Below are 21,188 nucleotides of genomic sequence, written 5' to 3' on the forward strand. Positions count from 1 at the left end.
CCGGCCGGCACCGGTAACACCCTGCTCTCAGGAGTTCTGCAGATAGACGAAGAGAGCGATCAGCAACACGGCGGTGATCGGCAGCATGATCAGCCCTGCTTTGCGGTACCCCTCGTTGTCCTGCTGGGACAGGCCCTGGTCGGCACCGTGAACCGATGCCAGATGTTCCCCGGCCATGTCGACGATCTTCTTCATGGTCAGCAGTGACGGCGACCAGTCGCAGTGGGTGCAGACGAGGAAGTCGCGGTACGGGTCGTACCGGAAGTCCCGCTCGATATTGACCGTGAACACCTGACCGTCCGGTGTCGTGGCTGTGAAGTGACGTACTGGCGTGCCCATGTGGATCGTTCCCCGTCCCGTGCGTGTGTACGGTCCCGTACCCGGCCGCGGCACAGTACCCGAACGGACCGCTCCCGCTCCCGGCGCCGTCAGCGAGGCAGCACGGCATCGACGACATCCCGGGCGAAGTCCGGCGGTACCGGTTCGCGGCGGAGCAGCACCCGCATCCAGACCGCCCCCGCGATCAGGTCCAGCAGCAGCATCGGGTCGGCGCCCACGGGGAGTTCGCCGCGGGCGGCGGCGCGGGTGAAGACCGGCTGTTCACGGGAGAAGCGATCGGCGAAGAAGTCGCGGGTGAGCGCGGCGAGTTCGTCGTCGGGCAGGCCGGTGCCCGAGGTCATGGCGCGGGCCACGGGTTCCGTGCGCCCGTTGGTGAGCAGGCCGGTGATCTGTTCGGTGAGGGCGATCAGATCACCGCGGAGGCTGCCGGTGTCGGGGATGTCGATGTCGAGGACTCGGGCATGGATCAGTGCCGCCCGCAGGAGCGCCGGTTTCGAGGGCCACCAGCGGTAGATCGTCGTCTTGTTGACCCCGGATTCCTGGGCGACGGCCTCGATGGTGAGCCGGGCGTAGCCGCGTTCCGCGAGATGGCGCAGCGTGGTGTCGAAGATCGCCTCCGCGGCGCGGGGGCCCCGGCCCGGACGGCGGTTCACGGTCGGGTCGGGCATGAGCACTCCAGAGAAAAGCAACGCAACGTTGCGTTGCGCTGTAGGGTGCTGTCATCGTACTGCGACGCAGGAGGCCCGGTATGGCGGAGGCGACGGTTTCCAAGGCGGTGACCTGGGGGCTGCTCGCCGCCTGGGTGGCCAACGACCTGGAGGAACTGGCCACCATGGCCGGCTGGGCGCGGGCCGCCCGGCCCGTGCTCCAGGAGCGGTTCCCGGGGGTGCCCGAAGCGGTCTGGAAGCGGATGGAGCTCTCGCAGCGGGACGTCGGTGTCGCGATCGGCCTCATGGGTGGGGTCATGGTGGCGGCGTCGGCGGACGGGGCGCGCACCGGCGGCCGCAGCCCGTTCTTCCGGAGCGTGCTGGTCGGCTTCGGGGTGCACGGTGTCGCGCACCTGGCGCAGTCGCTGGCGTACCGGGGCTACACGCCGGGGGTGGTCACGGCGCCGACGGTCGTCATTCCGTACTCGGTCTGGGCCCTGCGGCGGCTGAAGGCGGCCGGTATCAGGAGCGGCGGCGCCGGCGCGACCGCTGCGGCACTGGCGCTTCTTCCGGTGACCGTGGCGGGAGTTCACGCGCTGGCGCACCGGATCAACCGGCCGCGCGGGCGCAGGGCCCGCGCGGCGGTGTGACCGGGCGGTGGCCGGGTGTCAGAAGTCGGCGGTCGTGCGCTCCTCGAGCCGGGCCACCGATTCCTGGGCATAGGCCTTCTCGTAGGCGTCGCGGATCCGCTCGATCCGGGCGTCGCGCACACGGGCCTCGGACGCGGGGTAGAGCAGGGTCAGTTCGTAGCTGCGCTCCCGTTCGATGACTCCGTTGGAGTCCCGCCACTGCCCCCGGCCGTCCTGGATGGTCAGTCCGTTCGGGAAGCGCGGTGTGACCTCCTCGTCGATGAAGGCCAGGAATTGACGATCGGTCACATCGGGTCCGCCGTCGGGGCGTTCGGTGCCGAAAAACAGCCGGGTCTCGATGTAGGCCTTCCCGCGCGAGGCGAGGGCCGACGCCGGGGGCCGCGAGGCCGCGGGGGCTTCGTCGCCGAGTGTGGCGTACGCGACGGGCGTTCCCACGGTCAGTACGGCCAGGGCGGTGGCCGTCGCGGTGAGCGCGGTGTGATTCCTGGGGCCGGTGAGGCCCTTCGGGACGGCGAAGCGGGGGAGACGAGGCAAGGCAAGGACCTTCGTTCGGCGCCTGGGGGAGGCGGTGACGGGTGGTGTCCGGACGCGACTGGGGGAGAGGCCCGCGAGGACGGAGTCCGTGCGCGAGCGCGGAGCCTGCGGGCCGGTGGTGCGGATGCGCGGGCCTCACTGTGACAAGCGGTCCCCGCCGGGCAGCGGCAGGGACATGGGCATCCGGCGGAAACCACCCGTACGGGTCGGTCCGGGGCGCTGTCGAAATCCCGCTGCGCCCCGCGGCCCAAGTCGGTCGGTGATCCACGTGGTCGGCGACGACGTCACGGTCCCTGGGGGTCGCCTGGGGCCGCCGGGGGCCGGCTCACCGGATCGGTCATCGGGCCCGCGTTCACCACCGCGAGCACGCTCCTCGAAGTCGTGCGGTTCGGCTTCCCCGGACAGCTGACCGAGGTCGACCTCACTGCGGCACTGCCCGCCTGACATCCGGGGGCATTCGAAAAGTCGTTTGTCCCGGCCGACTTGACGTTGCTAGCGTCCTCGACGTGGCGAAACTCAATCAGATCATCGCAGTGGAGAAGGGCGTCAAGTCCAAGGCTCACCAGGACCTGACGGCGGCGCATCACGGCCTCCAGAAGACCGGCCTGCTGGCCGGGATCTCCCGGACGTACCAGCCGAAGGACGAGGAGGGCGAGCAGCTGCCGCCCGAGTCGACGCTGGTGCAGATCAAGGCCGAGGACGTGCTGCGGGAGACCGCGGCGACCCTGACCCGGCTCTTCGATGTGACCGCCACGAAGGACTGGGCCAACTGCACGGCCCGCGCGGACGTGAAGGTCGACGGACGGGTGCTCGTGAGCGAGGTGCCGGTCTCGTATCTGCTCTTCCTGGAGAAGCAGTTGACGGACCTCAACACCTTTGTCCGCAAGCTGCCGGTGCTCGACGCCGCGGAGGCCTGGACCCAGGACCCGTCGACGGACTCCTGGAAGACCGAGCCGGTGCGGACCCTCCGTACGAAGAAGGTGCCCCGCAACCACGTGAAGGCGGAGGCCACCGACAAGCACCCGGCGCAGGTCGAGGTGTACTACGAGGACATCCCGATCGGGTACTGGACGACGGTGAAGTTCTCCGGCGCCCTTCCCGCGCGGCGCGTCAACGAGCTGCTGGACCGGGTGGAGAAGCTCCAGCAGGCCGTGAAGTACGCCCGCGAGGAAGCCAACGGCGCGGACGTCACCGACCAGCGGGTGGGTGATGCGGTATTCGGTTACCTCTTCGGGTGACCGACCATTGACGGCCGACTCATTTCGGCCGGGGTGCGCGAGGAGCGCAAGCTGAAACTGAAGCTTGTCGTGACGACGCGGTTCCAGTGGAGGTTCGAGTCCTCCCCCCGGCATTCCGTGCCTCCCGCACACGAACGGGCCGGGGTAGCCCAAATGGAAGAGGCAGACCGCGATCAATCTCAGACTCTTGCTCCAGACTCAGCATTCGCCACCCATCGCCGAATCAAATGGGCCCGTGCCCATGGGCGTCGAGATGCCGGTTCGACTCCGGCTCGCAGAGCTTCGATCTGCGGTCGTCTAAAGGCAGGACGCGGCGACATAAACCTGACACGGGTCCTTAAAAGTGTCGGCGTGCCGAATGGGTGGCACACCAGGGCTCGGGGGCCGGCTACGCCCCCGGGCCCGCTCCCGTCTCCGGCGACGTGCGGTGCGGTCCCGCGACGCACCGCTCAGAGGCTGTCGGGCGGCCGGTTGATTACGCTGCGATGAGGTCCTCGACGGTCTTGGCTCGGGCGGTCTTGGCTCGGGCGGTCTTGCGGTGGGATTCATGGCTCCACCGCGATGGCTGACCGGCCGGCCCGAACTTCGCTCCACCATCCAGCGGCGGGGCAGGACCTTGAAGCCCTTGACGTCGTCGGTCCGCTTCGCGATCTCGACAACGATGTTCAACGCATCCCGGGTCCACGAAAGAAGCGTGGAATCAACGGAGTTGGCGTACCCTCCGTCGGCCCGCACCAGACTGATCGTGCGGAATCCGGCGGCGAGCCGGGCCGGGACGGTGCGGCCTCCGGTCCGGTCCTGCACGGAAGCGGAGGTGACGGCGACGACCAGCAGCCCTCAGGCCTTCCGCGCCTTCCACGCCTTCCACGCCTTCCGCGCAGTCCAAGAGGTCCAGACGGGGGCCGGGCCCCGGTCACGGGGCTCGCGCGATGCTCCGTGCCACAATGCCGCGCATGAACGATTCGGTCACGACGGCCATGGCCCGGCAGGTGCGCCGGCGATGGCGTGACCGGGAGGCGCCCGACGGGGACTTCATCGTGTTCGCCGACGGCTCTCTCACGGTGATGGATCTGCTGTGTATGCAGTCGCCCGACCGGCTCGACGTCCCGTCGAGGGCCTCATCGCAGCGCAATCAACCGGCCACCCGACAGCCTCTCAGCCGCTCGCGGGCAGCGACACCCCGCGCCCCGCGAAGAAGCGCTCGAAGTCGGGCAGCGCGAGCTCCGCGGTCCGCGTTCCCGCCGTCGTGCCCGACGGGTTGTGGAAGTGGAAGCCCGTGCCGTCGGCCGTACGGGACGTCAGCAGCACCAGATGCCCGCCCCGTCCGGGAGCCGGCCGCCCGGGGTACCGGATGCCGTAGTGCACCGAGGCCATCACCGTCCGGCCGCCGTCCAGCAGGCCGAGGATCTCCTCCGGCGCGAGATGGCGGTGCACCGTGGCGTCCACACCGTGCACCTCGCGTGCGTACTCGGCGAAGGGGGCGTAGATCAGACCCCGGATCTCGCCCTGTGCGTCCTCCGTGTACGCGCCGTACCGGAGTGCCCCGTCGCGCAGCGCGAACAGGGACGGGGCCCCGGCGCCGAGTGCCATGCGCAGGCAGGTCATACCGCACAGATGACCCGACCAGCGCGCGTACTCGGCCGGTGACGCCGCCCCCGACTCGGCCCAGGCCGGGTCGGTGGCCGGATCGAGTCCGTCCTCCACGATCGGGCCGACGAGCCCGGACGAGGCGAACTGGGTATGGACGGGAAAACGGCAGGTGGAGCAGGTCACCGGGGGCATCCGATCACTGGCGGTATCCGGTCAGGAAGCGGCCGATGCGGCTGATCGCCGCGTCGAGATCGTCAGCGTACGGGAGCGTGAGGATCCGGAAGTGGTCGGGCCGCGGCCAGTTGAAGCCGGTGCCCTGCACGACCTGGATCTTCTCCCGCAGCAGCAGATCCAGCACGAACTTCTCGTCGTCGACGATGCGATGCACCTTCGGGTCGAGACGCGGGAACGCGTACAGCGCCCCCTTCGGCTTCACGCACGACACCCCGGGGATCTCGTTCAGCTTTTCCCAGGCCCGGTTGCGCTGCTCGTACAGCCTGCCGCCCGGTGCGACCAGCTCCCGGATCGACTGCCGGCCGCCGAGCGCGGCCTGAATGGCGTACTGCGCGGGCGCGTTGGGGCACAGCCGCATGGAGGCGAGCGTGGTCAGCCCCTCCAGATAGTTGCGGGCGTGCTGCTGCGGGCCGGAGACCACCATCCAGCCGGAGCGGAAGCCCGCCACGCGGTACGTCTTGGACAGGCCGCTGAAGGTGAGGCAGACCAGGTCGGGGGCGAGGGCCGCCACGCTGTGGTGCTCGGCGTCGTCGTACAGGATCTGGTCGTAGATCTCGTCGGCGAACACCATCAGGCCGTGCCTGCGCGCCAGATCGAGGATGCCTTCGAGGATCTCGCGCGGGTAGACGGCGCCGGTCGGATTGTTCGGGTTGATGATCACGACGGCCTTGGTGCGGTCGGTGATCTTCGAAGCCATGTCGGCGAGGTCCGGGTTCCAGTCCGACGCCTCGTCGCAGGTGTAGTGCACGGACTTGCCGCCCGCGAGGGTCACCACCGCGGTCCACAGCGGGTAGTCGGGGGACGGGACGAGCACCTCGTCGCCGTCCTCCAGCAGCGCCTGGACGGCCATCGAGATCAGCTCGGAGACACCGTTGCCGAGGAAGATGTCGTCGACCCCGACGTCCGGCAGCCCCATCGCCTGGTAGCGCTGCGCCACCGCCCGGCGGGCGGACAGGATGCCGCGCGAATCCGTGTAGCCGTGGGCCTGCGGAAGCATCCGGATCATGTCCTGGACGACCTCCTCCGGCGCCTCGAAACCGAAGAGCGCGGGGTTGCCCGTGTTGAGCCGGAGCACGCTGTGGCCCGCCTCCTCCAGGGCGTTGGCGTGCTCGATGACCGGGCCCCGGATCTCGTAACAGACCTCGTTGAGCTTGCTGGACTGCCGGAATTCCATGCGGTGGCCTCCCCGACCTGATTGCGATACTTGGTTTTACCAAGCTCGGGCTTGGAATGTCCAACAACATGTCTAGACTGCGTCGCATGCCACGTCAGCAACAGCCCGCAACGCGTCCGGTCCGCCGCCGGAGCTACGACCAGTTCTGTGCCACCGCACGGGCCCTCGATTCCGTGGGCGACCGGTGGACCCTGCTGATCGTCCGTGAACTGCTGGCGGGCCCCCGCCGCTACACCGACCTCCACGCCGACCTGCCGGGCGTCAGTACGGACGTGCTCGCCTCCCGGCTCAGGGACATGGAGCAGAGCGGCCTCGCCACCCGCCGCCGGCTCCCGCCGCCCGCCGCCGCCTCGGTCTACGAACTGACCGGCCGCGGCCACGGTCTGATGCCGGTGCTCGCCGCGCTCGCGGAGTGGGGTGCGCCCGAGCTCGCCGAACGGCGGCCCACCGACGCGGTGCGGGCCCACTGGTTCGCCCTCCCGCTGCTGCGTGCGCTGGACGGGCTGACCTACGCCGGGGTCGTAGAAGTGCACCTGGAAGAGGGCGAGTTCCACGTGCGTGCCGGTGCTGCGGAGGACGGGGCGGCTGTCTACGGGGATGGTCCCGCCGCCCGTGCCGATGCCCGCATCGCACTCGACGTCGAGGTCTGCCTGGAGCTCGCGCAGGGCGGGCTGACCCTCGCGGAGGCCGTCGAGGACGGGCGCGTCGAGGTGTCGGGCGACGGGCCGCTCGCCGCCGAGCTGCGCGGCGACTGACGGAGCGGCCCGAAGGCTTCCCGCGCCGACTTCCCCGGGGACCGTGGGTGTTGATCGGTTCGGGGCGATCTCCGGGCGCCGACGCGGTGGGCCGGTCGTCAGTCGGCGAGCGTCTCCCCGTACGCCCCGATGCGGTGGGCCGGTTGTCAGTCGGCGAGCGTCTCCCCGTACGCCCCGAAGCCGGAGATCACCAGCCCGTCGCGGAAGGTCAGCACCTCGCTGACCCGGCCGCCGATCTGATTGCGGTAGTCGATCACCAGGGCATGGACGCTCACCCGGACGTCCACCAGCTCGAACCGCAGCTCGGGGATGCGCTCCAGGCCCGTCGCCCAGTACGCCCGCAGCGCCTCCTTGCCGTGCACCGTGCTGGACGCGTCGCCGGTCATCTGCGCGATTACGGGTGAACTGAACGTCACGTCGTCGTGATAGGGCGTCAGAATGCGGTCCAGATCATGGGAGTTCCAGCCGTCCAGCCACTCGGCGGCGAACGTACGGGCGAATTCGAGGTCCATGGGGACGATCGTAGGAGGCGAACCCGCCGGGAACGGAGCATTTTTCTGACGAGAGGAGAGAGGCCATGAATGCGGAGGACCCCTGGGACCGGACGAGCGCGTGTGAACTCGACCCGGTGCGCCGCGCCGCGTTCGCACAGGACCTGACGCGGGCGCTCACCGCGCACTGCCCCGGTTCGCGGGCGGAGCTGCGGGGCTCGCTCGCCCGCGGAACAGCGGACGCGTACAGCGACATCGACATCGCCTGGACCGTGCCCGGCGACCGGTTCGACACCTGCCTCGCCGCCGTCCCGGGCGTGCTCGAAGCGGTTTCGCCCCTGGACTCCCTGCGTACGGATCCCGAGTCGCGGAACTCCCGCGAGCGGCGGCTGCTCTTCGCCGCCTTCCGCGGGCTTCCGCTGTTCTGGCGCGTGGACCTGGAGATCGGGGCGTCACCGGGCGCCCACCGGTCCGGCCACGGCCAGGACGGCCCCGCGACGGACGGCGACGACTGGTCGCGGCCGGCGAGCGCGCTGGCCAACGCGGTCGCCGCGACGAAGGCCGTACTGCGCGGACAGCCGCAGAACGCCCAGGGGCTGCTGGAGCGCGGCCTCCGGCGCATCGACGCACCGGACGGCGTGTCCGGACGGTGGTTCGACGACATCCGCCGGCTCGCCGATACGGCGGCCGACCGCGAACCCGGCCTGCGCCCGCTCGCCGACCGTGTGCTGCGCCTCGCCGAGGGCCACCGGGCACAGCTCATGTGGTGGACGTTCCCCGCCGACGTACGCGAGCGGGTCGACGCGCTGGTCCTGGCGGGCCGGACCATCCAGGCCGTCCACGCGATGCGGGAGTGCGGCATCGAGCCCCGTCCGGAGCTGCACACATGCGTGGACGTGCTCGAAGGGCGCCACGGCCGGCACTGAGCACCGGAGCCGGGGCGATGATGGGCGGGTGCGATTCGAAGCGATCACCTGGGAGCGGCTGGCCGAAGCCTTCGCCGCACGTGCCGACGCCCTCGAACCCGCCGACGGCGGGCCCTGGCTGAAGGTCGCCGTCGACGGTGCTCCGGCGGCCCGTACCGGGGAGCCGGCCGAGCGCGTCGCACAGGCGTTGCGGGTCCGGGGCCGTGCGGTGCTGGTCGTGTCCACCCAGGGATTCCTGCGGCCGGCGAGTCTCCGGTACGAGTACGGCAAGGAGGACCCCGACTCGTACTACGACAGCTGGTTCGACACGGGCGCGCTGTGGCGCGAGGTCTTCGGGCCGCTGGAGGCCGGCGGGAGCGGGCGGGTGCTGACCGATCTCTGGGATCCGGTGACCGACCGGGCCACGCGCAGCCCGTACCGGCCGCTGCCCGAGGGCGGAGTGCTGGTGATGCACGGCCCGTTGCTGCTGGGGCACTGGTTCCCGTTCGATCTGAGTGTCCATCTGCGGTTGTCGCCGGGCGCGCTGCGGCGGCGCACCGAGGAGGGCGAGCGCTGGACGTTGCCCGCTTTCGCGCGGTACGAGGACGAGGCGGCGCCCGGCGAACGTGCGGACGCGGTCGTGCGGGCCGACGATCCGCTGCACCCGGCCTGGACCGGGTGGGGCGGGGCGGCGACCTGACGTCCTGGTCAGGGGCCGGGGCGGCCGCCCACGGTGGTGACCGCCTCCGCCCCCGCCCGGCATCCCGCCGCCGCGGCCGAGGCGGCGTCCGCCCCCGCCAGGTGCGCCGCGAGGAATCCGCCGGTGAACGCGTCGCCCGCCCCGGTCGAGTCCACCGCTCCGCGCACCTGAACGGCCGGGACGCGCCGGGTCACCGCGCCCGCGGCGGCAAGCAGCGCCCCGCCCTCGCCGAGCGTGACGACCACCCGGCCCGCCTGGAGGCTCAACTTGGCTGCGGCGTCCGCCGGTTCGGGCAGTCCGGTGAGCAGCCGGGCCTCGTCCGCGTTGGGCAGCAGCAGATCGACGCCCTCCACGGCGGTCAGGAACCGGTCGGCGCCCAGCTCGGCGAGGAAACCGGCCGAGGCCGGGTCGACGCTCACCGGGATCCGTCGCCGCCGCGCCTCCCGCAGGGCGAGCAGGGCCGTCGCACGGCTCGTCGCGGCGAAGAGCAGATAGCCGGAGAGGTGGAGATGGGCGATGCCGTCCAGCATCGACGGTGACCAGTCGTCGGGGGAGAGGCGGAGCACGGCGCCGCTGTCGGTGAGGAAGGTGCGCTCGGCGGCGGAATCGACGAGCGCGACGACGGTGGCGGTCGGCGCGTCGTCGTCCACGGCCAGCAGGCAGCGCACCCCCGCCCGCCGCAGTGCGTCCCGGTGCCAGTCCGCGCTGTCGGCGCCGACCCTGGCCACCAGTCGTACGTCGGAACATCCCGAACGGGCCGCCCAGCAGGCGACGTTGGCCCCCGCGCCGCCGGGCAGGGTGCGGATCCTGGCCGGGGTGTCCGTGCCGTGGACCAGCGCCGTTCCGTGCCGGGCCACCACGTCCGTGACCACGTCCCCGATGACGAGCAGGCCGCCGTCGGTCATGCTCCGGCCGCCGGGTCCCGGGGCGTGGCGGCCCACGCGCCGGAGATCCGCGCGGCAAGCGATACGTTTCCGCGGACGGCCGCCAGATTGGCTTCCAGCGAAGCGCCCCCGGTTCCCCGCATCAGCCGGTCCAGCAGGAACGGTGTGACGGCCTGGCCCACGATGCCGCGCTCCCGGCATTCCTCCAGGGCCTCGGCCAGCACGCGGTCGTGGAGCGCGGGATCCAACTGGTCCGCCACGGGCACGGGGTTGGCGACGATCAGCGCGGAACCGGGGCCGCCGAGCACGTCCTGGGCCCGCATCACACCCGCGACCTCCTCGGGCGTCCGCACCGTCCAGTCCACCGGCTCGCCCGAACTGGTCAGATAGAAGCCGGGGAAGCGATCGGTGCCGTAGCCGAGCACTGCGACGCCGAGTGTCTCCAGGCGCTGCAGCGTGGCCGGGACGTCCAGGATCGACTTCACCCCCGCGCACACCACGGTGATGCCGGTCCGTGCGAGGAGCCGGAGATCCGCGGACTCGTCCTGGGTCCGGGTCCATTCCCGGTGTACGCCGCCGAGTCCGCCGGTCGCGAAGACGCGCAGGCCCGCGCGCGCGGCCAGGAACGCCGTCGCGGACACGGTCGTCGCCCCGCTCGCGCCCGTCGCCAGGGCCGGCGCGAGGTCCCGGTGCCCCAGCTTCCGCATCGCGGGGTCCGCGGCGACCCGCTCCAACTGGGCCTTGTCCAGGCCGATATGGGCCCTGCCGTCGAGTACGGCGATCGTCGCAGGCACCGCGCCCGCGGACCGTACGAGCCCTTCGAGCTCCTCGGCGACCCGCAGATTGCGGGGGCGCGGCAGACCGTGGGCGATGATCGTCGACTCCAGGGCCACGACGGGGTGGTGCGTGGCGAGGGCCGCCCGTACCTCGGGGGAGAGGGCGGGGGCGCAGGGATGTGCGCTGTGCGAGGCGTTGGATGACATGTCCACATCCCTGTCGCGGGCGCACCCGCCTCAAACGTGCGACCGGAGTGGCGGGTGCGTACGGGGCGGGCCGGACGGGCCGGGGCCGTGCCGTCCCCTCCCGGCGCATCCTGCTGCGGAGTCGCTTTCCGGCGGTCGCTAAGGTGACCGGCCATGACCACATTTGATCAAGCTCCTGCCTCGTTCGCCGTGCACATTCCGGACGCCGAACTCGAACCGGAACCGCTCGACCCCGCGCAGATCGTCTCGGGCGAGCCCGTGGTGACCGGCAAGGTGCTCTGGGAGTCGCCCGACGGCAAGCAGCTGCGCGGAATCTGGCAGATCACGCCCGGCGTGGTCACGGACACCGAGGCCGACGAACTCTTCGTGGTCGTCAGCGGGCGCGCCACCGTCGCGGTCGAGGGCGGTGCGACGCTGGAGGTCGGCCCGGGGGACGCCGCCGTGCTGCGCGAGGGCGACCGTACGACGTGGACCGTGCACGAGACGCTGCGCAAGGCGTACCACATCAGCCTCTGAAGCCTCTGGGGCCTCTAGGGCCTGTCCGGCGGATCAGGGTCGGACAGGGCGCGGCGGCTGGTGCGGTGCATCGCAAGGCGCCGGAGCGTCCTAATAGCGGAGCTATTCGGACGTTTCGGCAACGCTGCGAGGTGCCGTGTCAGCCGCCGCGACCCCGGCCATGATCCGCCGGACAGGCCCTAGGGCCTCAGAGGCCGCGTGGAGACGCCGGTGCCGTGGGCCGGGCGAGGGCCCGGCGCAGGGCCAGCGCCGCCATCGGCAGCAGCAGACATGCTCCGACCACGTTCAGCCAGCCGTAGCTCGCCCGCGCGACGATGACGCCGGCGACGGCTCCGCCGATGCCCGCCGCCGTGTTCATGGTCAGATCCGACAGACCCTGCACGGCGGCGCGGGCCGCCTGCGGCACGGAGTCGGTGAGCAGCGCCGAACCGGCGACCAGCCCCGCCGACCAGCCGAGACCGAGCGTGAAGAGACCGGCCGCCGTCTGCCCGTGGCTGGGGCCCGCGGTTCCGGCCAGCAGCGCGGCGCAGGAGAACAGCCCGACCGCCAGACCGATCACGGCGAGCCGGCCGAAGCGGTCCGACAGCCAGCCCATCACCGGGGAGAACGCGTACATCCCCGCGATATGGCCGCTGATGACCAGGCCGATCAGCTGGAGACCGGCGCCGTGGTGGCCCAGATCGACCGGGGTCATCACCATGATCGAGACCATCGCGGTGTGCGAGACGGCCACCGTCACCAGCGCCAGCCGTGCCATCGGCGACGCCCGGACCGCCGCGACTCCGGCACGCAGTGAACGGCCGGCCGGGGACCCGTCGCCCTGCGGCGCCAGCGCCCGCGCCGTGAGCAGCGGGTCCGGCCGCAGCAGCGCCCCGACCACCACGGCGGCCAGCAGGAAGATCCCGGCCGCGAAGACGAAGGGACCCGCCTTCTCGGATATCGCGGTGCCGCGGAAGACACGGCCCACCGGGGCGGCGATGTTCGGCCCGAGGACGGAACCGATGGTGGTCGCCCAGATGACGGTGGAGATCGCCCGGCCGCGCCGGTCGGGCTCGGCCAGATCCGCGGCGGCGAACCGGGCCTGCAGATTGGCCGAGGACCCCGCACCGAACCCGGCCATGCCGAGCAGCAGCAGCGGGAAACTCTCCACGAGGGTGGACAGGACCACGAGCCCCGCGCCGAGCGCACCGATCAGATACGCCAGTACCAGACCGGGGCGCCGGCCGCGCGCGGTCATCAGTGCGGCCAGCGGCAGCGAGAGCAGCGCGGTCCCGGTCACCGAAGCGGTCGGGGCCAGACCGGACAGCGCCTCGGAGCCGCTCACCTCCGTGGCCAGCACTGGGGCCAGGGCGATACCGATGGGCACGCCGAGGCCGCCGAGTATCTGGCTGCCGATGAGCACCGCCGACGTTCTGCGCCGCAGCCCCGGAAGCTCGGCCGCCGGGACCTGGGCGGCGGGACCGCCGGGCCCGGTGGGGGTGTCAGGTGCGTCAAAGGTGTTGGTCACTGGCGCAGTGTGCCAGTCCGTACACAGGTACGAAACCGGGTTCGGGACGGACATGGCCGGCACGCCCCGGCGCGCAGGACTCCGGGATCGCCCCGGCGCGAAGCCTCCGGCGACCGGCTCAGAACAGCGGCCGGGGCAGCACGCCCTCCAGCGCCAGCAGTTGCCGCTTGGTCTCGACACCCCCGCCGAAACCGCCGAGCCCGCCGTCGCTCTCCACCACCCGGTGGCACGGCACCACCACCGGCAGCGGGTTGGACGCCATGGCCACCCCGACCGCCTGCGCGGCTCCCGGCTGTCCCACGCGACCGGCGAGATCCCCGTACCCGACGACCGTCCCGTACGGCACGCCCGTCGCCAGCTCGCGGAGCACCTGGCGGTTGAAGCCGGAGGTCAGCGACCAGTCCAGGTCGAGCGAGAACTCCCGCGACGAGCCCGCGAAGTACGCCGCGAGCTGGCGTATCGGCTCGGCGAGCCGGGCGGAGCCGGGACTCTCCACCGGCTCCGCGCCGAGCCGCGTCCGCAGCTGTCCCACCGCCTTCTCCCGCACCTCGGGACGGGCGTGGAAGGCCACGCTCACCAGGCCCGTGCCGGTCGCGGCAAGGAGCAGCGGGCCGATGTCGCTCCCGACGACGGCCCACTCGACGACCCCGTTGCTGTTCATGGGAACCACCGTACGGCCGCCCACTGACAACCGGCCGCGGCCCCGGGTCAGCCCGTGGCCTCGCGCACCACGTCGGGGTTGTTGGTGATGATCCCGTCCACGCCGAGGCCCGCCACCTTCTGGGCGCCCGCCGCGTCGTTGACCGTCCAGGTGTTGACCCGGAGCTTCTTGCCGTGCGCGCCCTTCAGCGCGTGGACCGCGTTCACGTAGTCGGCCGAAATGGATGTGGAGGAGGGGTTGATCTGGTCGGTGAAGGCCGCGTACGACGGCAGATCGGCCACCGCGGGGGTGCCGAGGAAGCCCGTCGTGATGTCCGGGCGCAACTGGTGCACCTTCTTCACGCTGTCCGCGCCGAAGCTCTGGATGACGAGCCGGTTCTTCACATGGGCGCGGTCGAGCCACCCCTTCTGGCGCAGCACCCGAAGGGTCTCCTTCTCGATGCCCGGGTAGATCTCGGGGCTCTTGATCTCCAGCAGCAGCTTCTGCCGGTTGCGCTCGATCCGGTCCAGGTACTGCTTGAGCGTGGGCACCCGGGTCCCGGCGAACTGCGGACCGAACCAGCTGCCCGCGTCCAGCCGGGCGATCTCCGCCGCCGTGAAGTCCTTGACCGCCCACGAGGTCCGGTCCGGGAAGACCTCCTCGACATCGGTGGTCCGCTTCAGATCGGTGTCGTGCACGACCACCAGCACGCCGTCCTTGGTGAACTGGACGTCGTTCTCCACCCAGTCGAAGCCGAGGACGTCGGTCTTGTCGACGGCGGCCAGGGTGTTCTCCGGCGCATAGGCCGAAGCGCCCCGGTGGGCGAAGACGACGGGTGCGGTCCGCTTCGCGTCCGTGGTCCGGGCGCTCACCGTGCTGACGCCGGTGACCGCGGTCACGTGCCCGGCGCCGGCCGTGGCGCTGTCCGGGGTCCGCGTATCGGCGGTCGACATCAGAAAGGCGCCGGTACCCGTCAGAGCGGCGGCGGCCAGAGCGGCGGTTGCGGTGCGTGCGTACACGTGTACTCCTTGCGTCAGAAGTTGCGGACGGGCCGAGAGTGACAGCCACGCCCCAACGGGGGACAGGCGAAGGATGGCCACAACGTGAACGCGGCCGCCGATGCCGGGTCACGGGCCGGATTCCCGCTCGATAAAATGCAGCTCTTCTGTTTGTTTGCCGGGACTCGCGCCTTAGGGTCACCCCGAACCCGGGCTTCCGCGAAGGGCGTACGAGCATGCAGGGCACGATCGACGGTTTCAGCTACGGAGCGGTGACGCCCGTCGCGGCCTTCCTCATGGCCTGCCTCGGTGCGGCCCTCGGACTGCGTTGCACGAACCGCTCGCTGCGCACCGAGCGTTCCTTCAAGGCAGGCTGGCTGGCCCTCGGTGCGACGTCCATCGGCTCCGGCATATGGACGATGCACTTCATCGCGATGATGGGCTTCTCCGTCGACGGGGTGACCATCGGCTACGACAAGCCGATCACCTTCGCCAGTCTCGCGGTCGCCGTCGGCATGGTCGGCGTCGGCATCTTCATCGTCGGATACCGCGGCGCCACCAGAATGGCCCTGGTGACGGGCGGCACCATCACCGGACTCGGCGTGGCCACCATGCACTACCTGGGCATGGCCGGAATACGTCTCGAAGGACAGCTCGAGTACGACACGTTCACCGTGGCCCTCTCCGTCGTCATCGCCGTGGTGGCCGCCACGACCGCGCTCTGGGCGGCCGTCTCCATCAACGGGTTCCTGCCCAGCCTCGGGGCCAGCGTCGTCATGGGCGTCGCGGTGAGCGGCATGCACTACACCGGCATGGCCGCGCTCAGCGTCCACCTGCACCCCGGCTCCCTTCCCGACAACGCTCCGGCCGACGGGGCGACCGCACCGCTCGTGCCGCTGCTGATCGGCCCCGGCTGCTTCCTGCTCCTCGCCGCGGTGGTCGTGATGTTCGATCCGCTGATGGTGATGGGCACCCCGGACTGGAACGACCCCAGGGCCCTGAAAGGGGCCGGCCGGCCGCCCGGAATCCCGGCCCAGCGGCAGGTGCCGCGGTTCGGAACGCATGCCGACCCGGCGTCGTTCCACTCCCGGCCGCGCGACCACGCGCCGCCGGGAGAATGGTGACCCCGGCCCGGTACGCAGGCTGACCCGGCCCGGTTGTCAGTGGCGGGTCGTACGGTGGTTCCATGCGGCCCGTTTCGAAGATCGAACGTTCGGTGGCGCCTTTCGAGGTCGTCAGTCCCTACCAGCCCAGCGGCGACCAGCCCGCGGCCATCGCCGAGCTGGAGCGGCGCATCCGCGCGGACGAGAAGGACGTCGTCCTGCTCGGCGCGACCGGCACCGGTAAATCGGCGACCACCGCGTGGATGATCGAGAAGCTGCAGCGCCCCACGCTCGTGATGGCGCCGAACAAGACGCTCGCCGCCCAGCTGGCGAACGAGTTCCGCGAGCTGCTGCCCAACAACGCCGTCGAGTACTTCGTCTCGTACTACGACTACTACCAGCCCGAGGCGTACGTCCCGCAGTCGGACACCTACATCGAGAAGGACTCCTCGATCAACGAGGAGGTCGAGCGGCTGCGCCACTCCGCGACGAATTCGCTGCTCACCCGGCGCGATGTCGTCGTGGTCGCCTCCGTCTCCTGCATCTACGGCCTCGGCACGCCCCAGGAGTACGTGGACCGGATGGTCCAGCTCAAGGTCGGCGACGAGATCGACCGGGACCAGCTGCTGCGCCGTTTCGTCGAGATCCAGTACACCCGCAACGACCTCGCGTTCACCCGGGGCACCTTCCGGGTCCGCGGCGACACCATCGAGATCTTCCCGGTCTACGAGGAGCTCGCCGTCCGCATCGAGATGTTCGGCGACGAGATCGAGGCGCTCTCCACCCTCCACCCGCTCACCGGCGAGGTGATCAGCGAGGACCAGTCCCTCCATGTCTTCCCCGCCAGCCACTACGTCGCGGGCCCCGAGCGCATGGAGAAGGCGGTCAGCGGCATCGAGCAGGAGCTGGAGCAGCGCCTCGCCGAGCTGGAGAAGCAGGGCAAGATGCTGGAGGCCCAGCGGCTGCGGATGCGCACCACGTACGACATCGAGATGCTCCGGCAGATCGGCACCTGTTCCGGTGTCGAGAACTACTCGATGCACTTCGACGGCCGCTCGCCCGGCACCGCCCCCAACACTCTCCTCGACTACTTCCCCGAGGATTTCCTCCTCGTCCTCGACGAGTCGCATGTCACCGTGCCGCAGATCGGCGCGATGTACGAGGGCGACGCCTCCCGCAAGCGCACCCTCGTCGACCACGGCTTCCGGCTCCCCTCCGCGCTCGACAACCGCCCGCTGAAGTGGGAGGAGTTCCTGGGCCGGATCGACCAGACCGTCTACCTCTCCGCCACCCCCGGGAAGTACGAGCTGTCCCGGGGCGACGGCTTCGTGGAGCAGATCATCCGCCCCACCGGACTCGTCGACCCGGAGGTGGTCGTCAAGCCCACCGAGGGCCAGATCGACGACCTGGTGCACGAGATCCGCACCCGCGCCGAGAAGGACGAGCGGGTCCTGGTCACCACCCTCACCAAGAAGATGGCCGAGGACCTCACCGACTACTTCCTGGAGCTCGGCATCCAGGTCCGCTATCTGCACAGCGACGTCGACACGCTGCGCCGCATCGAGCTGCTGCGCGAGCTGCGCTCCGGTGAGTACGACGTACTGGTCGGCATCAACCTCCTGCGCGAGGGCCTCGACCTGCCCGAGGTGTCGCTCGTCGCCATCCTCGACGCGGACAAGCAGGGCTTCCTGCGCTCGGGGACGTCCCTGATCCAGACCATCGGGCGAGCCGCCCGAAACGTCTCGGGACAGGTCCACATGTACGCGGACAAGATCACCCCGGCGATGGCGCAGGCCATCGACGAGACCAATCGCCGCCGCGAGAAGCAGATCGCCTACAACACCGAGCGCGGCCTCGACCCGCAGCCGCTGCGGAAGAAGATCAACGACATCGTCGCGACGATCGCCCGCGAGGAGGTCGACACCGAGCAGCTGCTCGGCACCGGCTACCGCCAGGCCAAGGGCGCCAAGGCCCCCGTTCCCGCGCTGGGCACCAAATCGGCCGGGTCCAAGAAGGCCAGGAGCGGCGGCGAAGCGGTCACCGACCGGCCCGCCACCGAACTCGCGGGAATCATCGAGGAGATGACCGACCGGATGCGGGCGGCCGCCGCGGACCTCCAGTTCGAGGTGGCGGCACGACTGCGCGACGAGGTCGGGGAGTTGAAGAAGGAGCTGCGCCAGATGCGGGAAGCGGGTCTCGCCTGAGCCCGCCGTACCTGGTGTGTTGCAGGACCGACACGAAACGGCCCCGAACGGTCGCGCCACCGGCGTGACTGCGTAGGGTTCTGGGAAACCGCGCACGGAACGGTTGCGGGGAAAGCGGAGAGGGGACAGCGCGTGACGGTCAATATGACCAAGGGTCAGGCCATCAGCCTGCAGAAGAGCGACGGGGGGACCCTGACCGCGGTGCGGATGGGGCTCGGCTGGCAGGCGGCGCCGCGCCGGGGGCTGTTCGGTTCACGTACACGGGAGATCGACCTCGACGCATCGGCGGTGCTCTTCGCCGACAAGCAGCCGGTCGACGTGGTCTTCTTCCGCCACCTTGTCAGTGACGACGGCTCGGTCAAGCACACCGGGGACAACCTGGTCGGCGGCGCCGGTTCCGGTGGCGACGACGAGGCGATCCTCGTCGACCTGCAGCGGGTGCCGGTCCACATCGACCAGATCGTCTTCACGGTGAACTCCTTCACCGGCCAGACGTTCCAGGAGGTGCAGAACGCCTTCTGCCGCATCGTCGACGAGACCAACGGCCAGGAGCTCGCCCGCTACACGCTGGACGGCGGCGGGCAGTACACCGCCCAGATCATGGCGAAGGTGCACCGCTCGGGGAACGGGTGGCAGATGACCGCCCTCGGCAACCCGGCCAACGGCCGCACCTTCCAGGACCTGATGCCGGCGATCCTGCCGCACCTGTAGGCAGAGCCCGACCAAGGAGGGCACTGAAGATCTTCAGCACTCTCCGAGCCGGTACACATCGGTACCCGCAGCTCCCGGAGGCATCGGCCGCCGGGAGCTGCACCGCATGGCGCCGCACCGCATGGCGCCGCAGCGCGCGCGGCGCACCACGCAGCAGCGAATCGTCGAGGGGACAGGGCAATGACGGCCGAGCTGGTCCGGGGGCAGAACCACACCTTGCCCCAGACCCGTCTGGAGATCCGGGTTTCGGCCGGCACGCCCGTCGTGGCCGGCGCCACGCTCGGTGACGAGAACGGCACGGTGCACGGCACCGAATGGATCGCCCACCCGGGATCGCCCCAGCTCCCCGGGCTCGAAGTGTCCAAACAGGCCGCCGCCGACCACCGGCTCGCCGTGGACCTCGACGCCCTGCCCGCCTCGGTGCACCGGGTCACCGTGCTGCTGGCCCTGCCGACGGGGGCCGGCGGCCCGGTCCGGTTCGGCGCGGTCGCCTCCCCGTTCGTCGCCGTCACCGGGCTCGACGGCACCGAGATCGCCACCTTCACCCTCACCGGCCTGGACACCGAATCCGCGGTCGCGGCCCTGGAGCTCTACCGCCGCCAGGGCGCCTGGAAGGTACGCGCCGTCGGCCAGGGCTACGCGGGCGGCCTCGACGCCATGCTCGCCGACCAGGGGCTGCCCCGGGCCGCCGAGCTGGCCCGCTCGATCCAGGACGCGGTCACCCGGGCGACGGCCCGCTCGGTCACCCCGCCCCCGCCGCGCACCCCGGACGCCGACCGGGTCGGATCCGGCGCCGGCCCCGTACCGCCCCGGGACGGCCGCCGGCCCGCCGCCCAGCCGCCGCAGCCGCTCACGGAGCCCGCCACCCCGCCGCCCGCCGCCCCGACCGGCGGTCCCATCAACTACGCGCACCCGCGCCGCCAGGCCGCCGCACCCCCGCCGCCCCCTCCCACCGCGCCGCCCGCCGAGCCGGGCCGCCCCGCACAGCCCGTGGCCGGGGACGCGACCGGCTGGTCCATGGACGAGCGCCTCTACAACCAGATCTGGGGCATGTTCGAGGATCTGGCCCGCACCACAGCCGCCTACCGCAGCGCCGTCGACTTCGCCGAGTCCCGCATGGAACAGGAGCTCGACCGCGCCCTGTCCGACCCGCGCAGCCGGATCGGCGGCGCGGGGGACCGGGCTCGCGAGGAGGCCCGTGCCAAGCGCGACGAGCTGACCTCCCGGGCCCGCGAGGCCCTCGACCGCGATCTCGCCCAGCTCGTCGCCGAGGCCGCCGTGGTGGAGCCCGCCCTGCCCGCCGCGTTCGCGGGCTGGGACAACCCCGTCTGGCACGCCTACCGCGTCCCGATGGAGATCCCCATGGCGCTGCGCATCGGCGACCTCCACCTGCCCGAGAACCCCGGCCTGCACATCCCGCTGCTGGTCCGGCTGCCGCTGGAGCGCGGGATCTGGATCGACAGCGGCCGCACGGCGTCCGAGGCCGCGGCCCTGGTGGACGGCGCCCGGCTGCGCGGCCTCGCCATGGAGAGCGCGGTCGCGCACGCGGCCCGGCTGCTGGCCGTCTACCCGGCCGACGAGTTCTCGGTCCATGTCATCGACCCCGCGGGCTCGGCGGCCGGGGCGCTCGCTCCCCTGGTCCGGTCCGGGGTGCTCGCCGGGCCGCCCGCCTCCGGAGCCGGGGGCGTGGCCTCGGTCCTCGCCCGTCTCACCCGGCGCGTCGACCTGGTGCAGATGGCGATCCGGGCCGGCGCCGCCGACTCGCTTCCGCCGGACGTGGACACGGGCGAGCAGCTGCTGATCGTCAACGACTTCCCGCACGGCTTCGACGACCGGTCCGTCACCCAGCTGCGCTACCTCGCCGACGAGGGGCCCTCGGTCGGCGTCCATCTGATGATGGTCGCGGACCGGGAGGACGCCAGCGCGTACGGGCCGGTGCTCGACCCGTTGTGGCGCTCGCTGCTCCGGCTCACCCCGGTCGCCGACGACCACCTGGCCGATCCCTGGGTGGGGCATGCCTGGACGTACGAGCCGCCGCGGATGCCGCCGGGCAGCCGCGTTCTGGAGCAGGTGCTCGCCGCGGTGGCCGCGGCCCGGCGCCCCCGGCGTCCCTGAGCCCGGCGTACCGGCACGCATCCCGGCCGGGCACACCGGCACCGAGCCCACACCACTCTGACCTGCACTTTTGAATGATCTTTACCCTCTCCTTTACCTTTCCTTGGTGTTTCCTGTACTGTTCTTTGGGCGGAGGGGAGTACTCCCATACGCGGCGTTCCCGTCAATACGGACCATGACCGGTCCCGGGGCGCCGGCCCGTGGCGCGCATCCCGTGCGCCCGGGTGGAAGAGACCTCCGGCAGCGACGACGCTGATCAGTAGCCGTAGC

22 protein-coding genes and 2 pseudogenes are annotated in these 21,188 nt (G+C 71.3%); 12 read left to right on the forward strand and 12 right to left on the reverse strand.

Going from position 1 to position 21,188, the window contains the following annotated elements:
* Positions 1–27 precede the first annotated feature (27 nt).
* Together OG520_RS30420 and OG520_RS30425 are read right to left on the reverse strand one after the other, a co-directional pair.
* Positions 28–339: a hypothetical protein gene (locus OG520_RS30420; protein ID WP_266420827.1), complete on the reverse strand. Its 312-nt coding sequence runs from the start codon at positions 337–339 to the stop codon at positions 28–30.
* Between the two features lie 89 nt (positions 340–428).
* Positions 429–1,007 carry a TetR/AcrR family transcriptional regulator gene (locus tag OG520_RS30425; RefSeq protein ID WP_406015287.1) on the reverse strand — a complete coding sequence of 193 codons (579 nt, stop codon included), beginning with the start codon at positions 1,005–1,007 and terminating at the stop codon, positions 429–431.
* Between the two features lie 80 nt (positions 1,008–1,087).
* On the opposite strand from OG520_RS30425, the gene OG520_RS30430 reads away from it, so the two are divergent.
* Complete coding sequence (locus OG520_RS30430; protein WP_406015288.1) at positions 1,088–1,636, forward strand: HXXEE domain-containing protein; 549 nt, start codon at positions 1,088–1,090, stop codon at positions 1,634–1,636.
* An 18-nt stretch (positions 1,637–1,654) separates the two neighbouring features.
* Here OG520_RS30430 and OG520_RS30435 read toward each other — a convergent pair whose 3' ends face one another.
* On the reverse strand, positions 1,655–2,170 hold the full coding sequence (locus OG520_RS30435) for a DUF3574 domain-containing protein (protein ID WP_406015289.1): 516 nt from the start codon (positions 2,168–2,170) through the stop codon (positions 1,655–1,657).
* Positions 2,171–2,476: 306 nt separating this feature from the next.
* On the opposite strand from OG520_RS30435, the pseudogene OG520_RS30440 reads away from it, so the two are divergent.
* The 3 genes and pseudogenes from OG520_RS30440 to OG520_RS30450 form a co-directional block, all read left to right on the forward strand.
* Positions 2,477–2,614 (forward strand): annotated as a pseudogene (locus OG520_RS30440) (RidA family protein); the annotation flags it as partial.
* 62 nt (positions 2,615–2,676) lie between these two features.
* Positions 2,677–3,408 (forward strand): hypothetical protein, encoded by a 732-nt coding sequence (locus OG520_RS30445; protein ID WP_406015290.1) that lies wholly within the window; start codon positions 2,677–2,679, stop codon positions 3,406–3,408.
* 27 nt (positions 3,409–3,435) lie between these two features.
* Positions 3,436–3,521, forward strand: a pseudogene (locus OG520_RS30450).
* Between the two features lie 184 nt (positions 3,522–3,705).
* Here the strand turns inward: OG520_RS30450 and OG520_RS30455 are convergent.
* From OG520_RS30455 to OG520_RS30465, 3 genes are all read right to left on the reverse strand, one after another.
* Positions 3,706–4,242 carry a transposase gene (locus OG520_RS30455; RefSeq protein WP_406016604.1) on the reverse strand — a complete coding sequence of 179 codons (537 nt, stop codon included), beginning with the start codon at positions 4,240–4,242 and terminating at the stop codon, positions 3,706–3,708.
* Positions 4,243–4,563: 321 nt separating this feature from the next.
* Positions 4,564–5,181 (reverse strand): peptidase, encoded by a 618-nt coding sequence (locus OG520_RS30460; RefSeq protein WP_406015291.1) that lies wholly within the window; start codon positions 5,179–5,181, stop codon positions 4,564–4,566.
* A gap of 13 nt (positions 5,182–5,194) precedes the next feature.
* Positions 5,195–6,406 (reverse strand): pyridoxal phosphate-dependent aminotransferase, encoded by a 1,212-nt coding sequence (locus tag OG520_RS30465; RefSeq protein WP_385331450.1) that lies wholly within the window; start codon positions 6,404–6,406, stop codon positions 5,195–5,197.
* A gap of 86 nt (positions 6,407–6,492) precedes the next feature.
* Between OG520_RS30465 and OG520_RS30470 the strand changes: the two genes are divergently transcribed.
* Positions 6,493–7,161: a winged helix-turn-helix transcriptional regulator gene (locus OG520_RS30470; RefSeq protein ID WP_406015292.1), complete on the forward strand. Its 669-nt coding sequence runs from the start codon at positions 6,493–6,495 to the stop codon at positions 7,159–7,161.
* A 146-nt stretch (positions 7,162–7,307) separates the two neighbouring features.
* Here OG520_RS30470 and OG520_RS30475 read toward each other — a convergent pair whose 3' ends face one another.
* A complete protein-coding gene (locus OG520_RS30475; RefSeq protein WP_406015293.1) occupies positions 7,308–7,673 on the reverse strand; it encodes a nuclear transport factor 2 family protein in 366 nt (121 codons plus the stop codon).
* Between the two features lie 65 nt (positions 7,674–7,738).
* On the opposite strand from OG520_RS30475, the gene OG520_RS30480 reads away from it, so the two are divergent.
* Together OG520_RS30480 and OG520_RS30485 are read left to right on the forward strand one after the other, a co-directional pair.
* Positions 7,739–8,578, forward strand: coding sequence for a hypothetical protein (locus OG520_RS30480; RefSeq protein ID WP_406015294.1), 840 nt, complete (start codon positions 7,739–7,741; stop codon positions 8,576–8,578).
* Between the two features lie 28 nt (positions 8,579–8,606).
* Positions 8,607–9,257, forward strand: coding sequence for a uridine kinase (locus OG520_RS30485; RefSeq protein ID WP_266420849.1), 651 nt, complete (start codon positions 8,607–8,609; stop codon positions 9,255–9,257).
* Between the two features lie 8 nt (positions 9,258–9,265).
* Here OG520_RS30485 and OG520_RS30490 read toward each other — a convergent pair whose 3' ends face one another.
* Positions 9,266–10,162: a carbohydrate kinase family protein gene (locus tag OG520_RS30490; protein ID WP_406015295.1), complete on the reverse strand. Its 897-nt coding sequence runs from the start codon at positions 10,160–10,162 to the stop codon at positions 9,266–9,268.
* Positions 10,159–11,124 carry a pseudouridine-5'-phosphate glycosidase gene (locus tag OG520_RS30495; RefSeq protein WP_406015296.1) on the reverse strand — a complete coding sequence of 322 codons (966 nt, stop codon included), beginning with the start codon at positions 11,122–11,124 and terminating at the stop codon, positions 10,159–10,161. Before OG520_RS30495 ends, OG520_RS30490 begins: the two co-directional genes overlap by 4 nt.
* Positions 11,125–11,277: 153 nt before the next feature.
* Here OG520_RS30495 and OG520_RS30500 point away from each other — a divergent pair, with 153 nt between their 5' ends.
* A complete protein-coding gene (locus tag OG520_RS30500; RefSeq protein WP_406015297.1) occupies positions 11,278–11,640 on the forward strand; it encodes a cupin domain-containing protein in 363 nt (120 codons plus the stop codon).
* A gap of 187 nt (positions 11,641–11,827) precedes the next feature.
* Here OG520_RS30500 and OG520_RS30505 read toward each other — a convergent pair whose 3' ends face one another.
* From OG520_RS30505 to OG520_RS30515, 3 genes are all read right to left on the reverse strand, one after another.
* On the reverse strand, positions 11,828–13,147 hold the full coding sequence (locus tag OG520_RS30505) for an MFS transporter (RefSeq protein ID WP_406015298.1): 1,320 nt from the start codon (positions 13,145–13,147) through the stop codon (positions 11,828–11,830).
* 118 nt (positions 13,148–13,265) lie between these two features.
* Positions 13,266–13,808 (reverse strand): methylated-DNA--[protein]-cysteine S-methyltransferase, encoded by a 543-nt coding sequence (locus OG520_RS30510; protein ID WP_399325683.1) that lies wholly within the window; start codon positions 13,806–13,808, stop codon positions 13,266–13,268.
* A 47-nt stretch (positions 13,809–13,855) separates the two neighbouring features.
* Positions 13,856–14,806 carry a glycerophosphodiester phosphodiesterase gene (locus OG520_RS30515; protein WP_406015299.1) on the reverse strand — a complete coding sequence of 317 codons (951 nt, stop codon included), beginning with the start codon at positions 14,804–14,806 and terminating at the stop codon, positions 13,856–13,858.
* A 215-nt stretch (positions 14,807–15,021) separates the two neighbouring features.
* On the opposite strand from OG520_RS30515, the gene OG520_RS30520 reads away from it, so the two are divergent.
* The 4 genes from OG520_RS30520 to OG520_RS30535 all read left to right on the forward strand — a co-directional run bounded on the left by OG520_RS30520 (position 15,022) and on the right by OG520_RS30535 (position 20,918).
* Complete coding sequence (locus tag OG520_RS30520; RefSeq protein ID WP_406015300.1) at positions 15,022–15,909, forward strand: MHYT domain-containing protein; 888 nt, start codon at positions 15,022–15,024, stop codon at positions 15,907–15,909.
* Positions 15,910–15,971: 62 nt separating this feature from the next.
* Positions 15,972–18,092 carry an excinuclease ABC subunit UvrB gene (gene uvrB, locus OG520_RS30525; protein WP_406015301.1) on the forward strand — a complete coding sequence of 707 codons (2,121 nt, stop codon included), beginning with the start codon at positions 15,972–15,974 and terminating at the stop codon, positions 18,090–18,092.
* Positions 18,093–18,224: 132 nt separating this feature from the next.
* Positions 18,225–18,803: a TerD family protein gene (locus OG520_RS30530; RefSeq protein ID WP_073747806.1), complete on the forward strand. Its 579-nt coding sequence runs from the start codon at positions 18,225–18,227 to the stop codon at positions 18,801–18,803.
* A gap of 180 nt (positions 18,804–18,983) precedes the next feature.
* Positions 18,984–20,918 carry a TerD family protein gene (locus tag OG520_RS30535; RefSeq protein WP_406015302.1) on the forward strand — a complete coding sequence of 645 codons (1,935 nt, stop codon included), beginning with the start codon at positions 18,984–18,986 and terminating at the stop codon, positions 20,916–20,918.
* The last annotated feature ends 270 nt before the right edge of the window (positions 20,919–21,188 follow it).

It is taken from the genome of Streptomyces sp. NBC_00984 (assembly GCF_045162475.1).
Taxonomy (GTDB): Bacteria; Actinomycetota; Actinomycetes; order Streptomycetales; family Streptomycetaceae; genus Streptomyces.

Coding starts and splice junctions, on each gene's coding strand:
- OG520_RS30420 (WP_266420827.1), bottom strand. CDS start 339: ATGGGCACGCCAGTACGTCACTTCACAGCCACGACACCGGACGGTCAG.
- OG520_RS30425 (WP_406015287.1), bottom strand. CDS start 1,007: ATGCCCGACCCGACCGTGAACCGCCGTCCGGGCCGGGGCCCCCGCGCC.
- OG520_RS30430 (WP_406015288.1), top strand. CDS start 1,088: ATGGCGGAGGCGACGGTTTCCAAGGCGGTGACCTGGGGGCTGCTCGCC.
- OG520_RS30465 (WP_385331450.1), bottom strand. CDS start 6,406: ATGGAATTCCGGCAGTCCAGCAAGCTCAACGAGGTCTGTTACGAGATC.
- OG520_RS30470 (WP_406015292.1), top strand. CDS start 6,493: ATGCCACGTCAGCAACAGCCCGCAACGCGTCCGGTCCGCCGCCGGAGC.
- OG520_RS30475 (WP_406015293.1), bottom strand. CDS start 7,673: ATGGACCTCGAATTCGCCCGTACGTTCGCCGCCGAGTGGCTGGACGGC.
- OG520_RS30480 (WP_406015294.1), top strand. CDS start 7,739: ATGAATGCGGAGGACCCCTGGGACCGGACGAGCGCGTGTGAACTCGAC.
- OG520_RS30490 (WP_406015295.1), bottom strand. CDS start 10,162: ATGACCGACGGCGGCCTGCTCGTCATCGGGGACGTGGTCACGGACGTG.
- OG520_RS30495 (WP_406015296.1), bottom strand. CDS start 11,124: ATGTCATCCAACGCCTCGCACAGCGCACATCCCTGCGCCCCCGCCCTC.
- OG520_RS30500 (WP_406015297.1), top strand. CDS start 11,278: ATGACCACATTTGATCAAGCTCCTGCCTCGTTCGCCGTGCACATTCCG.
- OG520_RS30510 (WP_399325683.1), bottom strand. CDS start 13,808: ATGAACAGCAACGGGGTCGTCGAGTGGGCCGTCGTCGGGAGCGACATC.
- OG520_RS30520 (WP_406015300.1), top strand. CDS start 15,022: ATGCAGGGCACGATCGACGGTTTCAGCTACGGAGCGGTGACGCCCGTC.
- uvrB (WP_406015301.1), top strand. CDS start 15,972: ATGCGGCCCGTTTCGAAGATCGAACGTTCGGTGGCGCCTTTCGAGGTC.
- OG520_RS30535 (WP_406015302.1), top strand. CDS start 18,984: ATGACGGCCGAGCTGGTCCGGGGGCAGAACCACACCTTGCCCCAGACC.